The 24,220-nt window shown below is 62.9% G+C and carries 14 protein-coding genes; 5 read left to right on the plus strand and 9 right to left on the minus strand.

Annotation, left to right across the window (positions count from 1 at the left end):
- Window position 1 precedes the first annotated feature (1 nt).
- Window positions 2-1,141, plus strand: a complete 1,140-nt coding sequence (locus tag ACSQ2W_RS08555; RefSeq protein WP_436085878.1) for an alpha-D-ribose 1-methylphosphonate 5-triphosphate diphosphatase — start codon at window positions 2-4, stop codon at window positions 1,139-1,141.
- A 32-nt stretch (window positions 1,142-1,173) separates the two neighbouring features.
- Window positions 1,174-1,728, plus strand: coding sequence for a phosphonate metabolism protein/1,5-bisphosphokinase (PRPP-forming) PhnN (gene phnN, locus ACSQ2W_RS08560; protein WP_436085879.1), 555 nt, complete (start codon window positions 1,174-1,176; stop codon window positions 1,726-1,728).
- Between the two features lie 3 nt (window positions 1,729-1,731).
- Here the strand turns inward: phnN and ACSQ2W_RS08565 are convergent, their stop codons facing one another.
- The 6 genes from ACSQ2W_RS08565 to hglS form a co-directional block, all read right to left on the minus strand.
- A complete protein-coding gene (locus ACSQ2W_RS08565; RefSeq protein ID WP_436085880.1) occupies window positions 1,732-2,721 on the minus strand; it encodes a lysophospholipid acyltransferase family protein in 990 nt (329 codons plus the stop codon).
- A gap of 4 nt (window positions 2,722-2,725) precedes the next feature.
- Window positions 2,726-4,144 carry a cytochrome P450 gene (locus ACSQ2W_RS08570; protein WP_436085881.1) on the minus strand — a complete coding sequence of 473 codons (1,419 nt, stop codon included), beginning with the start codon at window positions 4,142-4,144 and terminating at the stop codon, window positions 2,726-2,728.
- Window positions 4,145-4,306: 162 nt separating this feature from the next.
- Window positions 4,307-5,539 carry a pyridoxal phosphate-dependent aminotransferase gene (locus ACSQ2W_RS08575; RefSeq protein WP_436085882.1) on the minus strand — a complete coding sequence of 411 codons (1,233 nt, stop codon included), beginning with the start codon at window positions 5,537-5,539 and terminating at the stop codon, window positions 4,307-4,309.
- A gap of 27 nt (window positions 5,540-5,566) precedes the next feature.
- Window positions 5,567-7,099 (minus strand): L-piperidine-6-carboxylate dehydrogenase, encoded by a 1,533-nt coding sequence (gene amaB, locus ACSQ2W_RS08580; RefSeq protein ID WP_436085883.1) that lies wholly within the window; start codon window positions 7,097-7,099, stop codon window positions 5,567-5,569.
- Window positions 7,100-7,132: 33 nt separating this feature from the next.
- Window positions 7,133-8,554 (minus strand): FAD-binding oxidoreductase, encoded by a 1,422-nt coding sequence (locus ACSQ2W_RS08585; protein WP_436085884.1) that lies wholly within the window; start codon window positions 8,552-8,554, stop codon window positions 7,133-7,135.
- 10 nt (window positions 8,555-8,564) lie between these two features.
- On the minus strand, window positions 8,565-9,965 hold the full coding sequence (hglS, locus tag ACSQ2W_RS08590) for a 2-oxoadipate dioxygenase/decarboxylase HglS (RefSeq protein WP_436085885.1): 1,401 nt from the start codon (window positions 9,963-9,965) through the stop codon (window positions 8,565-8,567).
- A gap of 115 nt (window positions 9,966-10,080) precedes the next feature.
- On the opposite strand from hglS, the gene ACSQ2W_RS08595 reads away from it, so the two are divergent.
- The 3 genes from ACSQ2W_RS08595 to ACSQ2W_RS08605 all read left to right on the plus strand — a co-directional run bounded on the left by ACSQ2W_RS08595 (window position 10,081) and on the right by ACSQ2W_RS08605 (window position 21,219).
- Window positions 10,081-10,974, plus strand: coding sequence for a LysR family transcriptional regulator (locus tag ACSQ2W_RS08595; RefSeq protein WP_436085886.1), 894 nt, complete (start codon window positions 10,081-10,083; stop codon window positions 10,972-10,974).
- A gap of 467 nt (window positions 10,975-11,441) precedes the next feature.
- Window positions 11,442-19,931: a GH36-type glycosyl hydrolase domain-containing protein gene (locus tag ACSQ2W_RS08600; protein ID WP_436085887.1), complete on the plus strand. Its 8,490-nt coding sequence runs from the start codon at window positions 11,442-11,444 to the stop codon at window positions 19,929-19,931.
- Window positions 19,932-20,055: 124 nt separating this feature from the next.
- Window positions 20,056-21,219 (plus strand): OpgC family protein, encoded by a 1,164-nt coding sequence (locus ACSQ2W_RS08605; RefSeq protein WP_436085888.1) that lies wholly within the window; start codon window positions 20,056-20,058, stop codon window positions 21,217-21,219.
- 149 nt (window positions 21,220-21,368) lie between these two features.
- Here ACSQ2W_RS08605 and ACSQ2W_RS08610 read toward each other — a convergent pair whose 3' ends face one another.
- The 3 genes from ACSQ2W_RS08610 to ACSQ2W_RS08620 are packed head-to-tail and all read right to left on the minus strand — an operon-like array spanning window position 21,369 to window position 24,207.
- Entirely contained in the window at window positions 21,369-22,109 is a 741-nt protein-coding gene (locus tag ACSQ2W_RS08610) for an ABC transporter permease (RefSeq protein WP_436085889.1), read from the minus strand.
- Window positions 22,106-23,044, minus strand: a complete 939-nt coding sequence (locus ACSQ2W_RS08615) for an ABC transporter ATP-binding protein (RefSeq protein WP_436085890.1) — start codon at window positions 23,042-23,044, stop codon at window positions 22,106-22,108. Before ACSQ2W_RS08615 ends, ACSQ2W_RS08610 begins: the two co-directional genes overlap by 4 nt.
- Window positions 23,041-24,207: an ABC transporter permease gene (locus ACSQ2W_RS08620; RefSeq protein ID WP_436085891.1), complete on the minus strand. Its 1,167-nt coding sequence runs from the start codon at window positions 24,205-24,207 to the stop codon at window positions 23,041-23,043. The genes ACSQ2W_RS08615 and ACSQ2W_RS08620 overlap by 4 nt, the downstream gene beginning before the upstream one ends.
- Window positions 24,208-24,220: the final 13 nt, after the last annotated feature.

Here is a 24,220-nt window from a genome sequence, read left to right on the forward strand (position 1 = left end):
CATGACCGCTGAAACCGTTCTCTCCAATGCCCGCATCGTCCTCGAGGACCAGATCCTCACCGGCTCGATGCTGATCCGCGACGGCGAGATCGCAGATATCTCCGAAAGCGCCGGCCGCATGGGCGAGGATTTCGAAGGCGATTACCTGATCCCCGGCTTGGTCGAACTGCACACCGATCATCTGGAAGCGCATTACTCGCCGCGCCCCGGCGTTCGCTGGCTGAAGATGGCGGCGATCCAGGCGCATGACGCGCAGGTCGTCACGTCCGGCATCACCACCGTCTTCGACTGCCTGCGCATGGGGTCCGACGAGGATGGCGGGTTCGAGCAGGGCGAGATGCGCGAGATGGCGGACGCTCTGGCCCAGGCCGCCAAGGAAAATCGTCTGCGCGCAGATCACCGCATCCACCTGCGCTGCGAGGTCTCGACCGACAACGTGCTCGCCCATTTCCAGGAGTTCGAGAACGATCCGCAGGTCGGCCTCGTTTCGCTGATGGACCATGCGCCGGGCCAGCGCCAGTTCCAGACGATGGATCAGTACACGCTCTACTACAAGAACAAGCGCGGCATGACGGACGAGGCCTTCGCCGAATTCTGCGCCCGCCAGCAGGCGCTTTCCGCCAAATACGCCGCGCCACATCGCACCGAGATCGCCAGGGCCTGCGCCGAGCGCGGCATCACGATTGCCAGCCACGACGACGCGACCATCGCCCATGTGGAGGAATCGGTCGGGTTCGGTATCCGTCTTGCGGAATTTCCGACAAGCTTCGAAGCGGCGGAGGCCTCGCACGCGGCTGGCCTCAGCGTATTGATGGGGGCACCGAACATCGTGCGCGGCAAGTCGCACTCCGGCAATATCGCGGCGCGCGATCTCGCCCGGCGCGGTGTGCTCGACGTCTTGTCGTCGGACTACGTGCCGTTCAGCCTCATCCACGCGCCCTTCGTGCTCTCGGACGAGGTCGAAAGCGTCAGCCTGCCGCAGGCGCTCGCCATGGTGACGGCGACGCCAGCCCGCACGGTTGGTCTCACCGATCGCGGCCGCATCGCCACCGGCCTGCGCGCCGACGTCGTCCGGGTGCAGCGCCATGAGGGTATTCCGGTCGTCCGCTCCGTCTGGCGCGAAGGCCGGCGGGTCGCCTGATGGACGGTTACCCAACAGACCGAGCCGGGGCGATGATTGTCGTCGTGGGCCCAAGCGGTGCCGGCAAGGACAGTGTCATCGGCTTCGTCGCACAGCGCTTCGTCGGCCGCGCCGACATCGATTTCGTCCGGCGTGTGATCACGCGCCCCTCAGATGCCGGCGGCGAGGATCACGAGAGCGTATCCGACAGCGACTTCGACGCCCGGCTGGCAGCGGGCGATTTCGCCGTTGCCTGGAAGGCGCACGGGCTGCAATACGGCATTCCACGGGAGGCGCTCGATCGCGTGCGTGCCGGGCGCATCGTCATCGCCAATGGCAGCCGCGGTGCACTCGCCCGCTTCCGGCAGGTTTTCCCGAAGGTCGTGGTCGTCAATATCACCGCGTCGCCGGAAGCGCTTGCCCAGCGCCTCGTTGCTCGCGGGCGGGAGAGCGAAGCGGACATCCTGAAACGTCTGCAGCGGCAGACACCGGATATCCTCGACGCTGATGTCACGACGATCGACAACAGCGGACCGCTCGATATCGCCGGTTCGCGTTTCGCGGCACTGGTCGCTGAGTTGTGCGGGATGACGCTGGCTGCAAGCTAGCCGTCAAAGCGCGTTGTCGAGAAAATACCACTGGTCGAGATGGGCGCGGACGATGGGCTCGATGACCGAGTTGAGCAGCAGGACGTCGTCAATCAGCCGCTCGCCGGGTTTATTTTCCGGCGGCAGGGTAATCGGAGGGAGCGCGAAGGCTTCGAACCGCGCCCCTTCCTTGCGCAGGATATAGCCCGGGCAGATTGTCGCCTGCGTCAGCCGGGCAAGCCGGACGACGACTGCGAGATTGCCTTCGAGATGCGGGGCGCGACCGAAGAAGGGGCCGCGGATCTTGCCCGCAAAACCCTCGTCGCAGAACACTGAAATCGTACCGCCGTCTTTCAATATCTTTAATGCAGGCCGTATCCCGTCCTTGCCCGGCGGCATAAGGCCGTATCCCAGCTTGCGCCGGACCCGCTCGGCGATCCAGGCCCGCGCCCTTCCGGCGGGTGGCGTATAGTTGGCGGATGGGTTCAGACCGAGTTCAACGAGTTTCGGGGCAAAAATTTCCCAGTTTCCCACATGCATGCAGACCACGATCACCGGGCCCTTCGCATGCGACTCGGTGAAATAGTTGAGATCGTGCCAGACGACGCGCTGCGCCAGAAGCCCGATGATCGAGAACTCCGTCATGATGCGTCCCTGGTTTTGCCAGTTTCGCCTCAAAATCCGGTCGCGTTCTTCCTCGGTCGCATCCGGCAGAAGCCGCTCCAGGTTCTTCTGCGCCTTCTTGACTGCGGATTTATGCCAGCGAGGCATGACGAAAGCGCCAAGCCGCGCGCCTGCCGCCGAACAGACCCGCGCCGGCATGGCTTTCAGTCCGAAATGGACGGCCAGGTCGAGGAGGTTCTGGATATTGTCGGTCACATGATAGCGAAATGCCGCACGGCGCCGGTCTGCGCTCGCAAACAGGTCCATGAGCGGTGGCGCGGCCGGGGGACTGTAGACCCAGGCAGACCGTTTTGCCGGGCCGCTCTTTGCCTTTTTGTTCGCCTCGGCCATGGGCCTATACCCGCTCGCGCCGGTGCAGCGTCACCGGCAGGCCGCCGCGCGGCCTCAGTGTGAGGCGGCATTGCGGCTCGACCTTGGCATCGCCCGCGACGCGCACGCTGAAGCGCTGTGCAAGGATCGCTAGGCAGAGGATCGCCTCCGTGAGACCGAATTGCAGCCCCGGGCAGACGCGCGGACCGCTGGCAAAGGGAATGTAGCTGTAGGGTATGGGCCGCTGGCCGCCCATGAAACGCTCCGGCTTGAACAGATGCGCGTCTTTGAAGAAGGCTTCGGTGCGGTGCAGCAGCCACGGTACGATCAGGATCAGCGAGGCCGGCTTGACGTCGAAATCGCCGATCCGGTCGGCTTCGTTCGCCTGGCGGGCGAGGATCGGGACGGGCGGATAGAGCCTCAGCGTTTCCTCGATCACGGCCTTGCACCACTCCAGCTGCGGAATGTCGTCCAATGTCGGCACGCGGTTGCCGCAGACGCGGGCGATCTCCTCATGCAGGGATTTTTCCACCCACCCGGCCCGTGACAGCAGGTACCAGGCCCAGGTCAGCGTCGCCGCCGTTGTCTCGTGGCCGGCCATGAAGATCGTCGCTGCCTCATTGCGCAGCGCCACCACGTCGAGCTTCAGCTCGGGATTGCGTTTTTGCCGGCGCACCAGGAGCTCTATCATCGAATTGTTGTCGCCGCGGCCGGCCAGATGGTCCTCCACCACCTTGTCGATGATCTGGTGGATGCGCGAAACGGAGCGGCGCAGTTTCGGCGTGCGCAGCACCGGCAGGCCATCGTCGAAGCCGAGGAAATAGCCGATGTTGACGGAATCGATCAGCGATTGATAGCTCTCGAATCCTTCGCTGACGGCGTTGGCCGCCTCTTCGCCGAGATCGTTGCCGAAGACGGAACGCGAAATGATTTCGGCCGTCAGCCCGGCCATCTCGAAGAGCGCGTTGACGGGCGCGCCGTCCGGCAAGCTTTCCCAGCGCTGGACAAGCTCGCTCGTCGTGTTCTCCATGATCTTGCCGAAAGCCGGCACGCGGTTCTTGTGGACGATGTCGTTGACAAGCGGGCGGCGCTGTTTCCAAGTTTCGCCGTCGGAAATGAACAGGCCGTCGCCGAGCAGGAATTCCAGTGCGCGGCGCATCTGCGGCGTCTTGCGCTCGAAATTCTCGTGGCGCTTGGCGACGACGTAGCGGATCGCATCCGGCGAATTGACGACGACGATCTGGCGTCCGAAGATCTTCGCGACGGAGACGCTGTCGGTATAATCGCTTTTGCGCCAGATCGACAGGAAGTCGTGGCGGGCCTTGAGGATGAGGTTCAGCGGCCGCCCGGGCTTGCCCGTATAATAGGCGGAATGCGCGGGCTCGAACGACGTCTTCCTGAGTTTTTCAATGATATCCGTCGTTTGCCGTAAACGGGAGAACATGCTCCGGCTGCCCCTGTCTGTATCCGGTCACGGCGCCTCGCGCGCTTCGTTGCGCTTACCGGATAGCAGCAATTTTCCGCAGCGCAAAATCCTTTTGATCGTTCCTGTGGTGGGAAAAGCCCTTCACGGGCCGCGGGTGATGCCGCGGCCGTGAAGGGGAATTCAGCGCAAGGCCGCGCAGGACTTTGCGATCCGTTCCAGCGCTTCGCGCAGTTCCGCCTCCGAGGTGGCGTAGGAGATGCGGAAGAAGGGCGAGAGACCGAAGGCGGAACCGGGCACGACGGCGACATGGGCGTCTTCGAGCAGATAGGTGCAGAAGTCCGTGTCCGTCTCGATCCGCTTGCCGCCGGGCGTCGTCTTGCCGAGCACCCCGCTGCAGCCCGAGAAGGTGTAGAAGGCGCCTTCCGGCACGCGGCAGTCGAGGCCGTCAATGGCGTTGAGCGCGGCGACGACCAGATCGCGGCGGCGCTTGAAGCTTTCGGTGCGCTCCTTCAGGAAATCCTGAGTGCCGGTGAGGGCTTCGACCGCGGCCGCCTGGCTGATCGAGGACGGACAGGAGGTCGACTGGCTCTGGACGACGGCCATCGCCTTGATCAGCGCGCGCGGACCGCCGGCATAGCCGATGCGCCAGCCGGTCATGGCATAGGCCTTGGAAACGCCGTTGACCGTCAGGGTGCGGTTCTTCAGCCGCGGTTCCAGGGCCGCCGGCGTGACGAAGCGGAATTCATCGTAGACGATGTGTTCGTACATGTCGTCGACCAGCAGCCAGACATGCGGATGTTTCAGGAGCACGTCCAGCAGCGGCCGGAAGTCCTCGGCGCTGTAGGCGGCGCCCGAGGGGTTGGATGGCGAGTTCAGCATCACCCATCGCGTCCTCGGCGTGATCGCCGCTTCGAGCTGCTCGGCCTGCAGCCGGAATCCGGCTTTGGCATCGCAGGCGATCAGGACCGGTTTGCCCTCGGCGATCTCAACAATATCCGAATAGGACGTCCAATACGGTGTCGGGATGATCACCTCGTCGCCCGGGTTGAGCGTCGCCATCATGGCATTGAAAAGAACCTGCTTGGCGCCGGTCGCGACGGTGATTTCGTCCTGTTCGTAGGACAGTTCGTTTTCTCGTGCGAATTTCTTGCGGATCGCGGCCTTCAGTTCCGGCGTTCCGTCGAGCGCCGTATATTTGGTCTCGCCGCGCAGCATGGCGGCGGTTGCAGCTCGCTTGATGTGGTCCGGCGTGTCGAAATCCGGCTCGCCGGCGCCGAGAATGATCACGGGCTTGCCGTCGCGTTTCATGGCTTGCGCGCGGGCGCCGATCTTCAGGATTTCCGAAACGCCGATCGCGGAAATCCGCGAGGCGGGCGAAAAGCCCGCCTCCTCAACCCTGGTGTTGATAGTCATGTCAGTTCCTATTCGATGGCGCCGATATTATTCGATGTCGAACGAGACGCCCTGTGCCAGCGGCAAGGCCTTCGAATAGTTGATCGTGTTGGTGGCGCGGCGCATGTAGGCGCGCCAGGCGTCCGAGCCGGATTCACGGCCGCCGCCGGTTTCCTTCTCGCCGCCGAACGCGCCGCCGATCTCAGCGCCAGACGTGCCGATGTTGACGTTGGCGATGCCGCAGTCGGAACCGTCAGGCGACAGGAAGCGCTCTGCTTCCTGCAGGTCGAGCGTGAAGATCGATGAGGACAGGCCGGCTGCGACGGCATTGTGGTCGGCAACGGCGGCATCGAAATCGCTGTACTTCATGACGTAGAGGATCGGCGCAAAAGTCTCGTCGAGAACCGGCCCTGCCTGCTTCGGCATTTCGACCAAAGCGGGCTTGACGTAGTAGCTGTTGGCATGGCCGAGGTCGACACGCTCGCCGCCGGTGACCGAGCCGCCATGGGCCTTGGCTTCGGCAAGCGCCTTCTGCATGTTGTCGAAGGCCGGCTTGTCGACCAGCGGGCCGACAAGGGCGGTCGATTCCAGCGGATTGCCGACGGAGACGCTCGAATAGGCCTTCTTCAGGCGCGGAACGAGCTGATCATAGACACTTTCATGCACGAAGAGACGGCGCAACGTCGTGCAGCGCTGGCCGGCCGTGCCCATGGCGCCGAAGGCAATCGCGCGCAGGGCCATGTCGAGGTCGGCCGACGGGCAGACGATGCCGCCATTGTTGCCGCCGAGTTCGAGGATGGCGCGGGCAAAGCGCTTGGCAAGGCGCGGACCGACGTCGCGGCCCATGCGGGTGGAGCCGGTCGCCGATACGAGCGGCACCTTCGGATGATCGACGAGGACTTCGCCGATGGCGCGATCGCCGATCAGCACCTGGGTCAGGCCTTCCGGGGCATCGCCGAAGCGGGCAATAGCGCGCTCAAGGATAGCCTGCGATGCAAGAGCGGTGAGCGGCGTCTTTTCCGACGGCTTCCAGACGACGGCATTGCCGCAGACGAGCGCGAGCGCCGAATTCCAGGCCCAGACTGCGACCGGGAAATTGAAGGCGGAGATGACGCCGATGACGCCGAGCGGATGCCAGGTCTCCATCATGCGGTGGCCGGGGCGTTCGGTGGCGATCGTCAGGCCGTAGAGCTGGCGCGAGAGGCCGACGGCGAAATCGCAGATGTCGATCATTTCCTGCACTTCGCCGAGGCCTTCCGACGGGATCTTGCCGGCTTCGATAGATACCAGGCGGCCGAGATCGGCCTTGTGGGCGCGCAGCTCTTCGCCGAGCAGGCGGATCAGTTCGCCGCGCTTCGGTGCCGGTACCAGACGCCAGGTGCGAAACGCCGCGTCGGCCTTTTCGATCTTGACTGCGGCTTCGGCGATAGAGACCGTCTTGAGGCTGGCGATCTGTTCGCCGGTGACCGGCGAGAAGGAGGCCATGTCGCCACCAGCATAAAGCTCCCTGGCGACGCCGAGCTTTTCGAGAAGGGCGGCCGTTTCCTGGACGACGTTCACCGTCTTCGTTGCAATGTTCATGATGAGCAAACTCCCGTTTCTTGTCTCGAAGGACTACCCGAAGCTGACCGTGCCGAGGTCTCCCGGCGAGGTGATGACTTTGAGGCCGTGGGCCATGTCCTTGATCTTCTGTTGCGTATAAAGGTCGTAATAGGCCTGGTTTTTCCGGCCGATCGCATGTTCGGCGCTGAAGCTGCCGTTGAAATCCCGAACGGCGATGGCAAACACCCAGTCGCGCAGCCGCCGCTCGAAATCCTTGTCGGATGCCGAGGCGCTATCCTTCGGCACGACGAGATTGAAATGCACGCCGCCATCGCCGATATGGCCGAAATCGCAGATCGCCACCTCCGCAAAGGTGGTCGGCATCTCCTCCTTCATACGGTCGCAGAAGGCCATGATATCACCTCTGCGGAAGGAAAGATCGAAGGCGATCAATTTTCCGGAGTGCTTGACGCCCTCGGAAAGCGCATGGCGCAGCGCCCACATTTCATGTGCCGGGCCGACGAAGGCATCGGCGAGCGGCGCGTCGTCGCTTTCCCAGATCTCGGCCAGCACCGTCTCCAGAACGGCATCGAGCGGCTGTTCTCCTTCGCGCGGCTCCCAGGTCCGGGAGATTTCGGCGAGAATGACATAGTCCGGAACGTTGCCGCCCTGGAAGGGGTTCTTCAGCGACGGCACGTGGTCGAGCGCTGCCGCGACCGCATTCTTCGACATACCCTCGAACGCGGAGAGATACGCGCCGAGCCGGTCTTCCATCGCGCGCAGCAGCGGCATGACCTGTGCGCCGCTTGCCGGCACCAGATAGGCGGTCGCGACCTGCTTTGGAAGCGGTTCGAGGTTCAGCACGCATTCCGTGATGATGCCAAAGGAGCCGGAGGTGCCGATGAAGAGCTGTTTCCAGTCGATGCCGGTGTTGTTCTTGCGCAGCTCCGATGTCAGATCGACAATGGTGCCGTCGTCGTCCGCCAGCACCGCCTTGATGCCGAGCGTATTGCGGCGCACGTCGCCATATTTCAGGAATCGTGAACCGCCGGTGTTGGTTGCGAGCATACCGCCCAGGCGCGGGTCGGCGCCAAGGTCGATCGGAAAGAACAGGCCGTGTCTTTCAAGCTTCTGGTTGACGTCCGAAAGCCGGAAGCCGGCGTCAACGCGCAGCGATCGATTGTCGAGATCGAGCTCGAAACGCTGGGTCATCCGGTCAAGGCTGAGGACGGCCTGCGCTCCGCTCGCATCCGGCGTCGAGCCGGAAACAAGGCCGGTATTGCCGGATTGCGGAATGAGCGGAATGCCGTGTTTCACGCAATAGGCGACCGCCACCGAGACCTCTTCGGTCGTCTGCGGCCGCAGGACGAGGGCGGCCCGGCCTTCGTCATAGCGCGCGCCGGTCTCATAGGCCGCCATGTCCCGTGGCTCGGTGACAAGACCCTTGTCCCCGAGAATGCCGGTCAGTGCCGCGATGTGCTTGTGGTCGATCATCGCTTCAGCTTTACTCCGCGGCCTCGGCGGATGAAAGCATCCCGCTGCAAGCGGCGATGGATGCCTGCTCGATACCGGCATAATGGTCGAACTCGTTCAGCACCTTGGCGCCGAGATCGAGCTCGAAGCGCCGCTGGTTCGGGCTTGCCACGAATTCCTGGGCGGCATCGTCGCCGAGGTTGGACTGGAAAATGCCGGCGGCGCTGACCGGCAGGAAGTCCTCGTAGACGATCGGATCAAACTGCACGAGGTCGTCTTCGATCAGGCTGTCGAGGCTTTTGGCGGCATCAGCCTTGGCCTTGCGGCCCTTGGCGGTCAGCGAGTAGGCGAAATAGCCGAGACCTTCGGCGCGGATGCCGGCCCATGTATCGGGGAACGGGACGAAGGCTTCGGCGAGCGCCTTTTCATACTCCACCGCATTCGAACCATCGGCAGCCGGACGAACGATCTTGCGGGAGGCGTTGAGCAGTTCGTCGTAGAAAGCGCGGCCTTTTGGCGTCAGCGCGATGCCGCGCTGTTCGATCTCGCCGAAACGGGCGGTGTGCGAGCCTTGATGCCAGCTGCCATCGGCAGCCTGGAAGGAAACCGGCTCTTCCAGCGCCTTGAACGAGGTCTGGCGAAGCAGGATCGCGCATGTGCGGCTCGGCGGGCCTTCGACGATCGCCTTCGGGGCAATGCCGTGGTCCGGCATACGGGTCTGGACGGCGTCGATATCGAGCGTGCGCGGCGTCAGATGGTTGATGTGCGGGCCCTTGAAGGAGACGACGTCGGCAATCAGCCGGTGGGCGTCGTGCAGCCGCTGGTACATCTCAGGGCCGACATTGGCGTTGTCGTGCCAGCGGAAGGTCTCGAGTGCTTCGGTAACGAAACGCTCGGCATCGGCCTTGTCGAGACCGCCCTCTCTTTCCGCCTTCTCAGTAAGCTCGATGGCACCGGGCGTGAAAATCTGACGTTTCGACAGGACTTGTTCCGCCTCTGCACGCAAGGTCTCATCGGTGATGAGGTCGAGCCTGAGCAGGGAGGTGAAGACACGGAAGGGGTTTTTCTTCAATGCCGTATCGCCGACCGGGCGGAAGGCAGTCGAGTGGACAGGAACACCGGCAGTGGAAAGATCGTAGTAGCCAACCGGGTGCATGCCCATGACGGCAAAGACGCGGCGCATCATTGACAGTTCGGCCGGCGTGCCGAGGCGGATCGCGCCATGGCGCTCTTCGGAAATGCGCTCCAGCGAATCGGTATCCTCGAGCCGGGCTTGCAGACCGGGGTCGGCCGCGAGCGTTTCGGCGTTCACCTGCCCCACGAGTTCCATCAGCGTGCCGTAAGCGGGCACTTCGGTCCGGTACATGGTGGACATCGCAGCCGAGAAGGCTGAGCGGATGTCGTCGGTGGATACGAAACTATTCTCTTTCACGGCAGCACGCCTCGCAGTATTGAACGGATAGGGTCGATCATTCTCATTTCGTATCATATACGGGTCGAATGAGCATTGATTGCGACGGTTATGACTATGATCATGCGAGGCCGGAATGAAGTTGAGCAGAAGACTGATCCCCGACGTCACCACGCTGCAGGCCTTCGAATGCGCCGCGCGCCATGGCAGCTTCACCCAGGCCGCGGCCGAGCTGAACCTGACGCAGAGCGCCGTCAGCCGCCAGATCAAGGACCTCGAAAGCCAGATCGGCGTGCTCCTGTTCGAGCGCGTCCGCCAGCGGGTGATCCTCTCCGATGCGGGCCAGAAGTTTCTGCCGGAGGTGCGCAGGCTGCTGGCGCAATCGGAGGAGCTGATGGTGCGGGCCATGGCCTCGGCGCGCTCGGAATCGACGCTCTCCATCGCCTCGCTGCCGACCTTCGGCAGCCGCTGGCTGACGCCGCGCCTGCCGGATTTCCTGAAGCAGCATCCGGGTACGGTGATCAATATCGCCTCACGCTCCCAGCCATTTGACTTTGAAGAGCAGAATTTCGACCTTGCCATTCACTATGGCCAACCGGTCTGGGCGCATGCGACCTGCAGCTACCTCTGCAGCGAGATCATCGTCCCCGTGGCAAGTCCCGCCCTTTGTGAACAACATCCGATGAAGGAGCCAGGCGAACTGGAAAACAAACCGCTTCTGCATCTCGCCACCCGCCCGAAGATGTGGGCGCAATGGTTCGAGAACAACGGCGGCGAGATGAAGTCCGCCTACCGCGGCAACCGATTCGACCAGTTTTCGATGGTCATCGAGGCTGCCGCCGCCGGCCTCGGCTTTGCGCTCCTGCCGCGCTATCTGATTGAACAGGAACTGGCGAGCGACCGTTTGCGTGTCGTGTTCGACAGGCCGATGCAGACGGAAAACAGCTATTATCTCGTCGTGCCGGAAGGAAAGCTCGAAAATCCCGTTCGTCAGGCCTTCCGGACCTGGATCACGGCGCAGGTCAACTAAGCGCACGGCGCCGCTGCAACGCAATAGGAATGTGGAACCTTTCCGCGCCTTGCGCGTTGCGGGCTGGATGAACAGTGCCGAAGAGACAGCTTTAGGGGATTTCACATCATTTGCTGCCAAAGGCGACCGCCACAACGGCCTCTCTTTAGCGCGGCAGCGCCGAATTCGTCCCGAGAATTGGCCCCGCGCCTTGCAACACATTGGCACTACGGCTAAAAAATGCCCATTTCTTGCATCACGCAGCCCTGACAGCGAAGCGACTGCCGCCTTCACGACCTTCAAGGCCCTTCCGGGCTGTGCCAAAGCCCATGGTTTCCCGCTTGCGCGAGCCCTGACGGCTGTTGGCAGAATACAGACAAGTGTTTGAGGTCGTGGCGGCGCAGAGCCAAACATCAGGGACGCAGCCCATCCGGCACCACGACCAACGCCGGACCCTTCAACACCGCCTGGATCCAGAACCCGTACCCATGAACCTTCAAAATACGCCTTCCACGCCTTTGCGCGAAGCTGAGATCAAGCCGATCGACTATAACGATTCGATCCGGTCGACCTATTTCACAATCGATGAGCTTCATGAATGCGGCGCCGCCCTGGCCCGCGATGGCGTGGCAAGCCTTCCAGGTTTCTTCCCATTCGAGTTCCGTCAGCGCCATCGCGAAAACGAACACGAGATTTTCCGCGTTTACAAGGTGACGGCTGCCGACGTCGAAGCTGGCGCCTCGATCACGCCCGCCGCGGAATGGCTGCTCGACAATCATTATCTGGTTGAAGAGTCTATTCAGGAAGTCCGGCGCGATTTTCCGCGCAAGTTCTATCGCCAGCTGCCGACACTGTCCGTCGCCGGCGCGACGATCCCGCGCACCATGGCGCTTGCCTGGCTCTACATCGCCCACACCCACAGCACGGTTTCGCGCGAAAGCCTGACGGCGATGGTCGCCGGTTTCCAGAATCACGAGACCTTCAAGATCGGCGAACTCTGGGCGTTGCCGTCCATTGTCCGCTTCGTGCTGATCGAGAACCTGCGCCGCATCGCCATCCGCGTCGACCGTTCGCGTGGCATGCGCAAAAAGGCAAACGACGTCGCCGATCAGATCGTCCGGCTCGGCGAACCGGAGAAATTCAAGTCGGTTCTCGCAGACGCCCAGCCGTTGACCGCCGACAATACTTTCGTGACGCAGCTTCTCTACCGCCTGCGCGACGGATCGCAGACATCGGGTTACGTGATTACCTGGCTCGAAGAGCAGCTCGAGAAGCGCGGCAGCAATGTCGAGGAAGCGCTGGTCGCAGAACAGAACCGGCTGTCCTCCGGCAATGCGACGATGAGCAACATCATCCGCAGCCTGCGCGAAATCGACGACAACGACTGGGCCGTCTGGTTCGAAAGCGTCAGCAAGCTTGATGAAGCCCTGCGTGCACGCTCGGATTACTCCTCGCTCGATTTCGGTTCGCGCAACAAGTATCGCAATACCATCGAGAAACTGGCTCGCCGCTCTGGCTACGCGGAACTGGAAGTCACCCAGATTGCGCTGGACCTGGTCAAGGAGCAGGCGGCGGCCCCCGTAGAAATCCCGCATGAGCCGAACGTCGGCGGGTTCCTCGTCGGCAAGCAGCGCCGGCTTTTGGAGCAGAGGATCGGCTACCGTCCGACCATCCTACAGACCATCATCCGCATGAGCCGCAAGCTCGACTGGCTGGCGATCGCAGGGCCCAACATCATCCTGACGATCCTCGCGATGATCGCGGTCTACATCTTCGTCAGCCCGATGGATATTCCGACAGGCGCGAAGCTGATCATGCTGCTGCTGTTTGCGCTTCCGGCCTCGGAGGGCGCCGCTGGTCTGTTCAATACGCTGGTCACGCTCTGCGTGACGCCATCGCGCCTGGTCGGATATGAATTTCTCAACGGCATCCCGCAAGACGCGCGGACCCTCGTCGTCGTCCCCTGTCTGATCTCCAAGCGCGATCATGTCGATGAGTTGGTGCGCAACATCGAAGTGCACTATCTCGCCAATCCGAAGGGCGAGGTCTATTTCGCCCTTCTGAGCGACTGGGCCGACAGCAAGGAGGAGGAAACCGCTGTCGATCTCGACGTGCTCGACTATGCCAAGCGCGAAATCGCAATTTTGAGCGAGCGTTACGCCCATGATGGCCGCACCCGCTTCTACCTCCTGCATCGCCGCCGCCTCTACAACGAGGCGGAGGGCGTCTGGATGGGCTGGGAGCGCAAGCGCGGCAAGCTGCATGAGATGAACCTGCTTCTGCGCGGCGACAGCGATACGAGCTTCCTCGCCGGCGCCAATACCGTGCCGGAAAACGTGCAATATGTCATGACGCTTGATTCCGACACGCGCCTGATGCGTGACGCGGTGACCAAGCTGGTCGGCAAGCTCTATCATCCGATCAACCGCCCGGTCGTCGATCCGGTCTCCCAGAAAGTGACCGCCGGCTACGGCATCCTGCAGCCGCGCGTGACGCCATCGCTGACTACGGGCAACGAAGCTTCGGCATTCCAGCGCATCTTCTCGGTCAATCGTGGTATCGACCCCTATGTCTTCACCATTTCCGACGTCTACCAGGACATCGCCGGCGAAGGCACGTTCACCGGCAAGGGCCTCTACCACGTTGACGCCTTCGAGGCAGCGCTGAAAGGCAAGATCGAGGAGAACGCGGTTCTCAGCCATGACCTGCTGGAAGGTTCGCTTGCCAAATGCGCGCTGGTGAGCGATGTCGAACTCGTGGAGGATTTCCCGATCCGCTACGAAGTCGAGATGTCGCGCCAGCATCGCTGGGCGCGCGGCGACTGGCAGCTCCTGCCGTATATGTTCAATCTTTCCAACGGGGTCAGCATGCTGGGCCGCTGGAAGATGTACGACAATCTGCGCCGCTCGCTGATCCCTGTCGCCTGGCTGATCGCCTCGGTCATGGGCTGGTACTACATGGAGCCGACGCAGGCGCTGGTCTGGCAGTTCGTCCTGATTTTCAGCTTGTTCGTCGCGCCGACCCTGTCGCTCATTTCGGGCATCATGCCGCGCCGCAACGATATCGTTGCCCGCGCCCATCTGCATGCTGTCCTATCCGAAATTCAGGCGGCCAATGCGCAGGTCGCGTTGCGCATCGTCTTCATTGCCCATTCGGCGGCCATGATGGCCGATGCCATCGCGCGCTCGCTCTACCGAACCTTCGTCAGCGGCAAGCTGATGCTCGAATGGCGCACGGCAGCGCAGGTGCAGAGCTCGGCCAGCGGCACCATCTGGGACTATTACCGCTCGATGTGGATTGCTCCGGCGCTGTCGGTGATTTCGCTGCTGCTTGCGGCGGTCTCCGATACCGGCCTTCCCTTCATCGGCATTCCGTTTGCCCTGCTCTGGGCGCTGTCTCCGGCCATCGCCTGGTTCGTCAGCCAATCCGCAGAGACCGAAGACCAATTGGTCGTTCCGGAAAACGTCGTCGAGGAACTGCGCAAGATCGCACGCCGGACCTGGCTCTATTTCGAGACGTTCGTCACGGCCGAGCAGAACTTCCTGCCGCCGGACAATTTCCAGGAAATCCCGCATCCGGTTGTGGCCGAACGGACCTCGCCGACGAATATCGGCGTCTACCTTCTCTCCGTCATGTCGGCCCGCGATTTCGGCTGGATCGGTTTTGAGGAAACCGTCCGGCGCCTGGAGGAGACGGTTTCCACGATCGACCGTATGCCCAAATACCGGGGACATCTGTTCAACTGGTACACGACGAACCCGCTCGAGACGATGGAACCGAGGTATGTTTCGGCCGTCGACAGCGGCAACCTCGCCGGCCATCTGATTGCCGTCTCCTCGATGTGCCGCGAATGGGCCGAAGCGCCGTCCGCACATATCCAGGGCAATCTGGACGGTATCGGCGATGTTGCCTCGATCCTGTCCGAAGTGCTGGCCGAGCTGCCGGATGACCGCAAGACCGTGCGGCCGCTGCGGCGTTTGATGGAGGAGCGGATCGTCGGCTTCCACAATGCGCTGCAGACCGTCAAGCGCGAACATGAGTTCGCCTCGATCCGGGTCATCAACCTGGCGGTTCTCGCCCGCGACATCCAGAAGCTCACCGCCAACCTCGACCACGAGGTCAGAAGCGCCCAGAGCGGTGAAGTGACCAAATGGGCGACCGTTCTGGTCAACACCTGCGAATCCCATATTGCCGACGGCGTTTTCGACCTCGGTGCCATCGAGGCGCTGCGCCAGCGATTGATCGTCGTGCGCGATCGGGCGCGCGATATCGCCTTCTCGATGGACTTCAGCTTCCTTTTTCGTCCGGAACGGCGCCTCCTGTCCATCGGCTACCGCGTCAATTCCAACGAACTCGACGAAGCCTGCTACGACCTTCTCGCCTCGGAAGCACGCCTCACCAGCCTGTTTGCCATCGCCAAGGGGGACCTGCCGACGGAACACTGGTACAAGCTCGGCCGTCCGATCGTACCGATCGGCGCGCGCGGCGCGCTCGTCTCCTGGTCGGGCTCGATGTTCGAATATCTGATGCCGCCACTCGTCATGCAGGAGCGTCAGGGGGGTATCCTCAACCAGACCAACAACCTGATTGTCAGGGAGCAGATGAACCACGGCCGCCGCCTCGGTACCCCGTGGGGCATTTCGGAAGCGGCATTCAATGCCCGCGACCATGAGCTGACGTACCAGTACACCAACTTCGGCGTGCCGACGCTCGGCCTGAAGCGCGGCCTCGGCCAGAATGCCGTCATTGCGCCCTATGCCTCGATCCTCGCCAGCATGTACGATCCGAAGGCCGCACTCGCCAATCTGGAGCGGCTGCGCAGCGTCGGTGCGCTCGGCGCCTACGGTTTCCACGACGCCGTGGACTTCACGCCGACCCGTGTGCCGGAAGGCAAGACCTGCGCGGTGGTGCGCAACTATTATGCCCACCACCACGGCATGTCGATCGCGGCTGTCGCCAACGTCGTTTTCAACGGACGCCTGCGCGAGTGGTTCCACGCCGATCCGGTCATCGAGGCGGCCGAACTGCTGCTTCAGGAAAAGGCGCCGCGCGATATCCCGATCATCAACACCAAGAAAGAACCGGAATCGCTTGGAAAGGGGCAGGAGGACCTGCTTCGTCCGGAGGTCCGGATCGTCAACAATCCGCTGATCAAGGATCGTGAGACAGCTTTCCTGTCGAACGGCCACTACTCCGTCATGCTGACGGCGACCGGCAGCGGCTATTCCCGCTGGAATGGCCAGACCGTTGCCCGCTGGAATCCCGATCCGAGCGAAGACCGGTCCGGCACCTTCATCTTCCTGCGCGATACCATGACCGGCAATTGGTGGTCGGCAACGGCCGAACCGCGCCGGGCGGAAGGCGAAAAAGCCATGATCCGCTTCGGCGACGACAAGGCCGAATTCGTCAAGACCGTCGGCGAACTCACCAGCGAAGTCGAATGCATCGTCGCCACCGAGCATGATGCCGAAGGCCGCCGGGTGATCCTTCTCAACAGGGGCTCTGAGGACCGCTTCATCGAGGTGACGTCCTATGCCGAGCCGGTGCTGACGACCGACGATACCGACGGCGCCCATCCGCTCTTTTCCAAGATGTTCCTGCGCACCGAAATCGATCCGAAGGGCGACGTCATCCGCGTCACGCGCAACAAGCGCAGCCCTGGCGACCCGGACATGCAGGTGGCTCACCTGATTGTCGACAATGCCGGCAGCAGCCGCCACACGGAAGCCGAGACGGACAGGCGCCGGTTCATCGGAACAGGCCGGACGCTCGCCGAAGCGCAAGCCTTCGATGCCGAAGCCAAGCTTTCAGGCACGGACGGCTATACGCTCGACCCGATCGTTTCGCTCCGCCGTACCGTGCGTGTGCCGGCGGGCAAGAAGGTCAGCGTGATCTTCTGGACCATCGCCGCGCCCGGCCGCGAACAGATCGACAAGGCCGTCGATCGCTACCGCCATCCGGACAGCTTCAATCATGAAATGATCCACGCCTGGACCCGCAGCCAGGTGCAGATGCGCCATGTCGGCGTGACCTCGCAGGAGGCGGCAAGCTTCCAGACGCTCGGCCGTTACCTCACCTATCCCGACATGCAGTTGCGCGCGGACATAGCCACTGTCCAGGCGGGTCTCGCACCGCAATCGTCCCTGTGGCCGCTGTCGATTTCGGGTGACTTCCCGATCTTTTCCGTGCGCATCAACGACGATATCGACCTCGGCATCGCACGCGAGGCCCTGAAGGCGCAGGAATATCTGCGCTCGCGCGGCGTCACCGCCGATCTCGTCATCGTCAACGAACGGGCCTCGTCCTACGCGCAGGACATGCAGCATACGCTCGATGCGATGTGCGAAAACCTGCGCCTGCGCCTGTCCGACGGCGCCCGCCAGCATATCTTCGCGGTCCGCCGCGATATCATGGAGCCGCAGACGTGGTCGGCACTTTTGTCCGCGTCGCGTGCCGTCTTTCATGCCCGCAACGGCAAGATCTCGGACCAGATTTCCCGTGCGGAAGCGCTGTTCTCGGCACCTGCCGGCAAGCGCAAGAAGATTGCCCTGCCGTTGCTCGCGGCGCCCGCGCCGGACCGTGACGCGGCACAAGCCGAGATCAATGGTGACGGGCTCGATTTCTGGAACGGCTATGGCGGCTTTTCCAAGGACGGCCGTGAATATGTGACGCGACTGCGCGGCGGCGAAGCGACGCCGCAGCCGTGGATTAATGTCATTTCCAACGAGAGTTTTGGTTTCCATGTGGCGGCGGAAGGCGCTGCCTTTACATGGGCGCGCAATTCGCGCGACTACCAGCTGACACCCTGGACCAACGATCCGGTGATCAACCGGCCGGGTGAAGCGATCTTCGTGCGAGATATGGACAGTGGTGCTGTGATGTCGCCCTATGCCGCCCTGTCTCGGCGCAAGTCCGTGCTCTTCGAAACCCGGCATGGTCTCGGCTATTCGGTCTTCAAGAGTGAGCAGGATGAACTGGAGATGGAGGTCAGCCAGGCCGTTCATCGCAACGCGCCGGTGAAATACTGGCGGATGCGGCTGAAAAATCTCTCCGACGGGGCCCGAAGCCTCAAGGTCTACGGCTATGCCGAATGGGTGCTCGGCAACAACCGCAGCAAGACGGCGCCGTTCATCCTGTCGCATCTTGACGAGGCAAGCGGCGCGGTGCTGGCCACCAATCCGTACAGCATCGACTATTCCGGCCGCACCGCCTTCCTGGCGGCGAGCGAAATGCCGGTAGGCTTCACGGCGAGCCGCCGCGAATTCATCGGGCTTGCCGGCAGCATTCATGCGCCGAAGGCGGTGCTTGACGGCTCGTCGCTTTCAGGTGCTATCGATGCGGACGGTGATCCCTGCGCAGCGCTCGTTTTCGATGTGGCGCTGGAGCCCGGCGAAAGCCGCGAACTGACCTTCTACATGGGTGACGGCGACCATGCCGCTCAGGCGCTCGAACATCTCAAGACGGCGCGCAGCACCGGGTTCGAGACCGCTCTCGAGGCATCGAACAGCTTCTGGCAGGATTTCACCGGCATTCTCCAGGTCGATACGCCCGACAAGGCGTTCAACAACATGGTCAATGCCTGGCTGCCCTATCAGAGCCTCGGTTGCCGCATCCTGGCGCGGTCGGCCTTCTATCAGGCAAGCGGTGCCTTCGGCTTCCGCGACCAATTGCAGGATACGCTCGCCTTCATCGTGCACCGCCCGGACCTTGCGAGAGCCCAGATCCTCAACGCCGCGGCGCGGCAGTTCCCGGAAGGCGATGTCCTGCATTGGTGGCTGCCGGGCAACGGCTCAGGCGTGCGCACGCTGATCTCCGACGACGTCGTCTGGCTCGGCCATGCGGTGCAGTACTATTGCAACGTGACCGGCACCAAGGACATTCTGGACGAGCAGATTGCCTTCATCGACGGCGCGCCCCTTGAACCCGGCCAGCACGACAGTTTCTTCCAGCCGCTGGTTTCCGAGCGGCGTGCCTCTCTCTATGAGCATTGCGCGCTGGCACTCGATCTGGCGATTGCCCGCAAGGGAGAAAACGGCTTGCCGTTGATCCTCGGCGGCGACTGGAACGACGGCATGAACCGCGTCGGCATCGAAGGACGCGGCACCAGCGTCTGGCTCGGCTGGTTCCTTGCGGCCACCCTGCGCTCCTTCACCGGGATCGCCCGCGAACGTGGTGACGCCAAGCGGGTTGCCGCCTGGGAGACGCATCTGGCCAGCCTCAGCCAAGCGCTTGCGACGGCCGGCTGGGATGGTCAATACTACCGCCGCGGCTACTACGATGACGGGACGCCGCTCGGCTCCGCCAATAGCGGCGAATGCCGCATCGATTCCATCGCCCAATCCTGGAGCGTTCTGTCCGGCGAAGGCGATCCGGCTCGCTCGGCGCAGGCCATGGATGCCGTGCTTTCGGAACTGGCGGATGCCGATCACCGGATCATCCGTCTGTTCACGCCGCCACTTTCCGAAACGGCGCAGGATCCGGGCTATATCAAGGCCTACCCGCCGGGTGTGCGCGAAAATGGCGGGCAGTATACCCACGCGGCCACCTGGGTGGTGCTGGCGCTTGCAGCGCAGAACCGCACCGAGGATGCCTGGCGCGCTTTCGAAATGCTCAATCCGGTCAATCACTCCAGAGATCGCGACGGTGCTGATCGCTATCGGGTCGAACCCTATGTGGTCGCCGCCGATATCTATGGTGACGGCGATCTGACCGGGCGCGGCGGCTGGACCTGGTATACCGGCTCGGCAGCCTGGCTTTATCGCGCAGCGGTCGAAGGCATTCTCGGCATCCGCCGGCAGGGAGAAACGCTGACCATTCGCCCGGTCCTGCCGAAAGCCTGGGATGGCTTCTCGGCAACGCTGACAATCGACGGCAAGGCGCATGTAATTTCCGTGACGAAAGATGCGGAAAGTGGCGAGCCAATCGTCAGCGTCAATAAAACTGTCACAAAAAACGCGCATGAAGGCGTTTTGGTGTAGCTGCCGGCGCTTCGGATTGAAGCCGGCTTTGCAGCAAAAGTTGCAAAGCCGGCTTCGTTTCGATTGCCAGCCATATATCGCGTCAAGGGGGCAGGGGCACTGAACTCGGACGAGAACATTCTGAATGCTTCAAAAACTGCAATTCGAACCGTCTGCCGATGACGGACAGACCGGAACGAAGCGATCCATCCCTCCCGAGCGTGACACCCGCCTTGATGTGTTTCGCGCGCTTTGCCTCATCACCATCTTTATCAATCATGTGCCGGGGCAATATCTCGAATATCTGACGACGAAGAACGTCGGCTTCTCCGATTCCGCCGAGGCCTTCGTGCTGATCTCGGGGCTCTCGGCCGGGCTTGCCTATGGGCGAAAATTCAATGTCGGCAATCGCCTCGCGCTCAGCCTGAAGATCTGGCGCCGGGCGTTCACGCTCTACGTCGCGCATATCATGACCAGCGTCATCACGCTGGCGATCTTCGCCGGTGGGGCGCTTTATTTCGGCCGACAGGACCTGATCAGCGAGATCAATATCCGCCCGCTGGTCGATCATACGGAACAGGGCTTCGTCGCCATGGTTCTCTTGGGTCACCAGTTGGGCTACAACAACATCCTGTCGATGTATGCCGTCGTCTTCCTGCTTTTGCCGGGCATGCTCTGGCTCCATGGCCGCGGCCCCTTGCTGTTGTTTGCGGCATCCACAGCACTCTGGCTCGCCGCCGGCGTCTTCATGATCGTGCCGATCAATTTCCTCGATGAAGGCTACTGGTTCCTCAATCCATGGTCCTGGCAGTTCCTCTTCGTCATCGGCATGATCTCAATGATGCGCGCCCGCGCCGGCAAGCCGCTGCCCCGCCACCCACTGCTCGTCGCCCTCTCCGCCGGTTATGTGACGTTGTCGTTCTTCTGGGTCGTGTTCTCCTGGTGGAACATCGATTTCTCCTTTGGCCTGCCCGCTGTTCTGACGGGCTTCGACAAGACCTTCCTCTCGCTGACGCGGCTGCTGCATGTGCTTGCGCTTGCCTATCTGCTGGCGGTCTTTCCGGTTTTCAGCCGGATGGCGCGGCTGCGCCTCGATCATCCGCTGGTGATGATCGGCCGCCATTCGCTGCCGGTCTTCATTCTCGGTACGATCCTTGCGATGATGGGCCAGGTACTGCTGTTCGTCACGGGGCGCGATCCCCTCTGGGGCTCGCTGTTCGTCATCACCGGCATAGGCCTGCATTTCGCCTATGCGCGTTATCTCGACTGGCTCGGCGGCCTGTCCCGGCCCGAGGCGATCAGGGCCTGACGGCCCGCGCCTTGCCGCCACTTGCGGTCACCAGACAGATCCTCGTCGCTGTCGCCATAGCGGGTTTATGACATCGGTCGTGACGGCGGCATCGCCGCGCCGCCCGAAGGGCCTCGCCGCGTTGCGGGAGGCGACCAGTTGGCCCGATCCTAGATCCCCGCCCGGCGGGCCATTACGCGTTCGATTGCCGACAGTCCGTCATAGATCAGGACCGCCAGTGCGCCGACGATCAGTCCGCCTTGCAGAACGAAGGCGATATTGTTGGATTGCAGTCCGGCGATGATGACCTCGCCCAGCGTTTTTGCCGCCACCGTCGAGCCGATCGTCGCGGTCGCCAGGCTGATCACCACCGATAGCCGAATGCCGGCCAGGATCACCGGCATTGCCAGCGGCAGTTCCACTTTGAAGAGCCGCTGGCGATCCGTCATGCCGGAGCCGCGCGCCGCCTCCATGACGGAGGGCGGCAGGGTCGTAAGCCCGGTCAGCGTGTTCTCGAAGATCGGCAAGAGGCCGTAGAGAAACAGCGCCACCAGCGTCGGCTTCTCGCCGAAGCCAAGGGCAGGCACCGCCAGCGCCAGCACCGCCACCGGCGGAAATGTCTGTCCGACATTCACCAGGCTGCGCGACAGCGGCAGGAATTCCGCCCCGAAGGACCGCGTGACGAGAATGGCAAGCGTCACGGCAACGATGATGGCACCGATCGTGGCAATCGCGACCGTGCGCAGGTGCAGCAGGGTCAGGGTTACCAAGCTGCCCTGATTGTAGATCGCCGGCGCATTGTCCTGCACCAGTGGCGCCAACAGCGGCTCGAACCAGCCGGGCGAAACCAGGAATGCAATCAGGACCGCCAGCAGAGCGGCACGCAGAAGAGAGGGGATCCAGCCCTTCATTGGCGCTTTGCCGCGCGCTTGGCGAGCCCTTCCAAAGTCACCTTCCCGAGCAATGTGCCGTCAGCCGCCACCACCGGCAGCGCATCGCGGCCGGTCCATAGCAATTGCGAAAGCACGTCCCGCTGGCTTGTTGCCGCGGCAATGGGCTGTCCTCCGGCAGTCCCGGGCTCCACCGCCTGTCCCGCCGTCTCGATCGACAAGAGCCGGAACGGCCGCTCGCTGGCGCCGATCAGGGTCTGGACGAAGTCCGTCGCCGGATTTTTGACCAACTCGGCGGGCGTGCCGTATTGAACGAGTTCGCCCTTGTCCATGACGGCGATCTTGTCAGCGAGATGAAACGCCTCGTCCATATCGTGCGTGACCAGCACGATCGTGGTTTTCAACAGTTTCTGGATGTCGAGCAGGTCGGTCTGTGCCTTCGCCCGGATGATAGGGTCGAGCGCGCCGAACGGCTCGTCCATCAGAAGCACCTTCGGCTCCGCCGCCAGCGCCCGCGCCACGCCGACCCGCTGCTGCTGCCCGCCGGACAGTTCATGCGGAAACCGCGCCGCGAAGATGGCGGGATCGAGCTGAAACAGCGCCAGCAGCTCGGCGACCTTGGCATCGATACGCGCCTTGTGCCAACCGAGCAGCACCGGCACGGTGGCGATGTTCTGTGCCACGGTGCGATGCGGAAAGAGCCCGTGCCCCTGGATGGCATAACCGATCCGTCGGCGCAGCTCGAAGCCCGGCATGGCGCGATTGTCCTCGCCGTCGAGCCGAATCGTGCCTGCACTCGGCTCGACCAGCCGGTTGATCATGCGCAAGAGCGTCGTCTTGCCGGAGCCGGAGGTCCCGACGATAACCGTCACGGTGCGCGGCGCGATCGTCATCGTCACATTGTCGACGACTGCAGCGTCGTCGTAGCGCTTGGTGATGCCGTCGATTTCGATCATGCGGTACTGCCTCGGGTTTGCGACGGAGTATTCATTTCAATGAGGGCATCGAGCACGATCGCGGCGGCAAAGGCGAGCACCACCGTCGGCACTGCGCCGAGAAGCACCAGATCCATCGCCGTCTGGCCGATCCCCTGAAACACGAAGACGCCGAAGCCGCCGCCGCCGATCAGCGCCGCGATGGTTGCAAGGCCGATATTCTGGACGAGGACGATGCGGATGCCGGTGAGAATGACCGGCATCGCGAGCGGCAGCTCGATGCCGAAAAGCCGCTGCCGGTCCGTCATGCCGATGCCGCGTGCTGCCTCATTGGCCTCGCGCGGCACACCCGCAAGCCCGACCACGGTATTGGCCACCACCGGTAGCAGCGAATAGAGAAACAGCGCCACGAAGGCCGGAGCCGCACCGATGCCGCGAATGCCGATCGCGGCAGCCCCCGGCACATGGACGGCGATCCAGCCGAGCGGCGCGATGAGGATGCCGAACAGCGCGATCGACGGGATCGTCTGGATGAGGTTCAGCGTGTTGAGCACCCCGGCACGCAAAGGCTCGACGCGGTGGCAGAGAATGCCAAGCGGCAGGCCGACGACAACCGAGGCAAACAGCGAGCCGAGCGCCAGTGCCACGTGCCTGCCCGCCTCCAGCCAGAAGACGTCGGCTCGGCCGGCATATTCCTTGAGGATCGACAGGCCGTCCCAGAGCCCCGATACCAGTATCACGGCCGCGCCACCGAGCGTCACCAGCAGAAGCAGAACCCGCACAACCGGCTGCGGCCTCAACCGCGTGATCGAATCGGCGGCAAGCAGCGCATAGGCAAACAAAAGGATCCAGAAGCCGGACGCCGGCGACACCCGCGCAAAGGTGTTTTCCGGCGGGGTCAGGTGCGTCGCCGCCATGCCGATGAAAAGCGCAATGGCGCCGAGCGCAATCGCCGCGACCACGAGCCGCAGCAACGCAGGCGTTTTCAGAAGGATGACCAAGGCGGCGACAACCATAAGCCCGACGAGGACAACGCCCGGCCCGGCAGGCAGCGCCTCAAGGATCGATTTCGCCTCGCCCGGCACGATGCGATTGGCGCGGAAAGTCGCAAACGGCGCGACAAACGCACCATAGGCAACCAAAAGCGCAATGACCGCGCCCAGTTTATCGAAACGAATGGTCAAACGGCCATCTCCG

It is taken from the genome of Pararhizobium sp. LjRoot255 (assembly GCF_964252905.1).
GTDB lineage: Bacteria > Pseudomonadota > Alphaproteobacteria > Rhizobiales > Rhizobiaceae > Pararhizobium.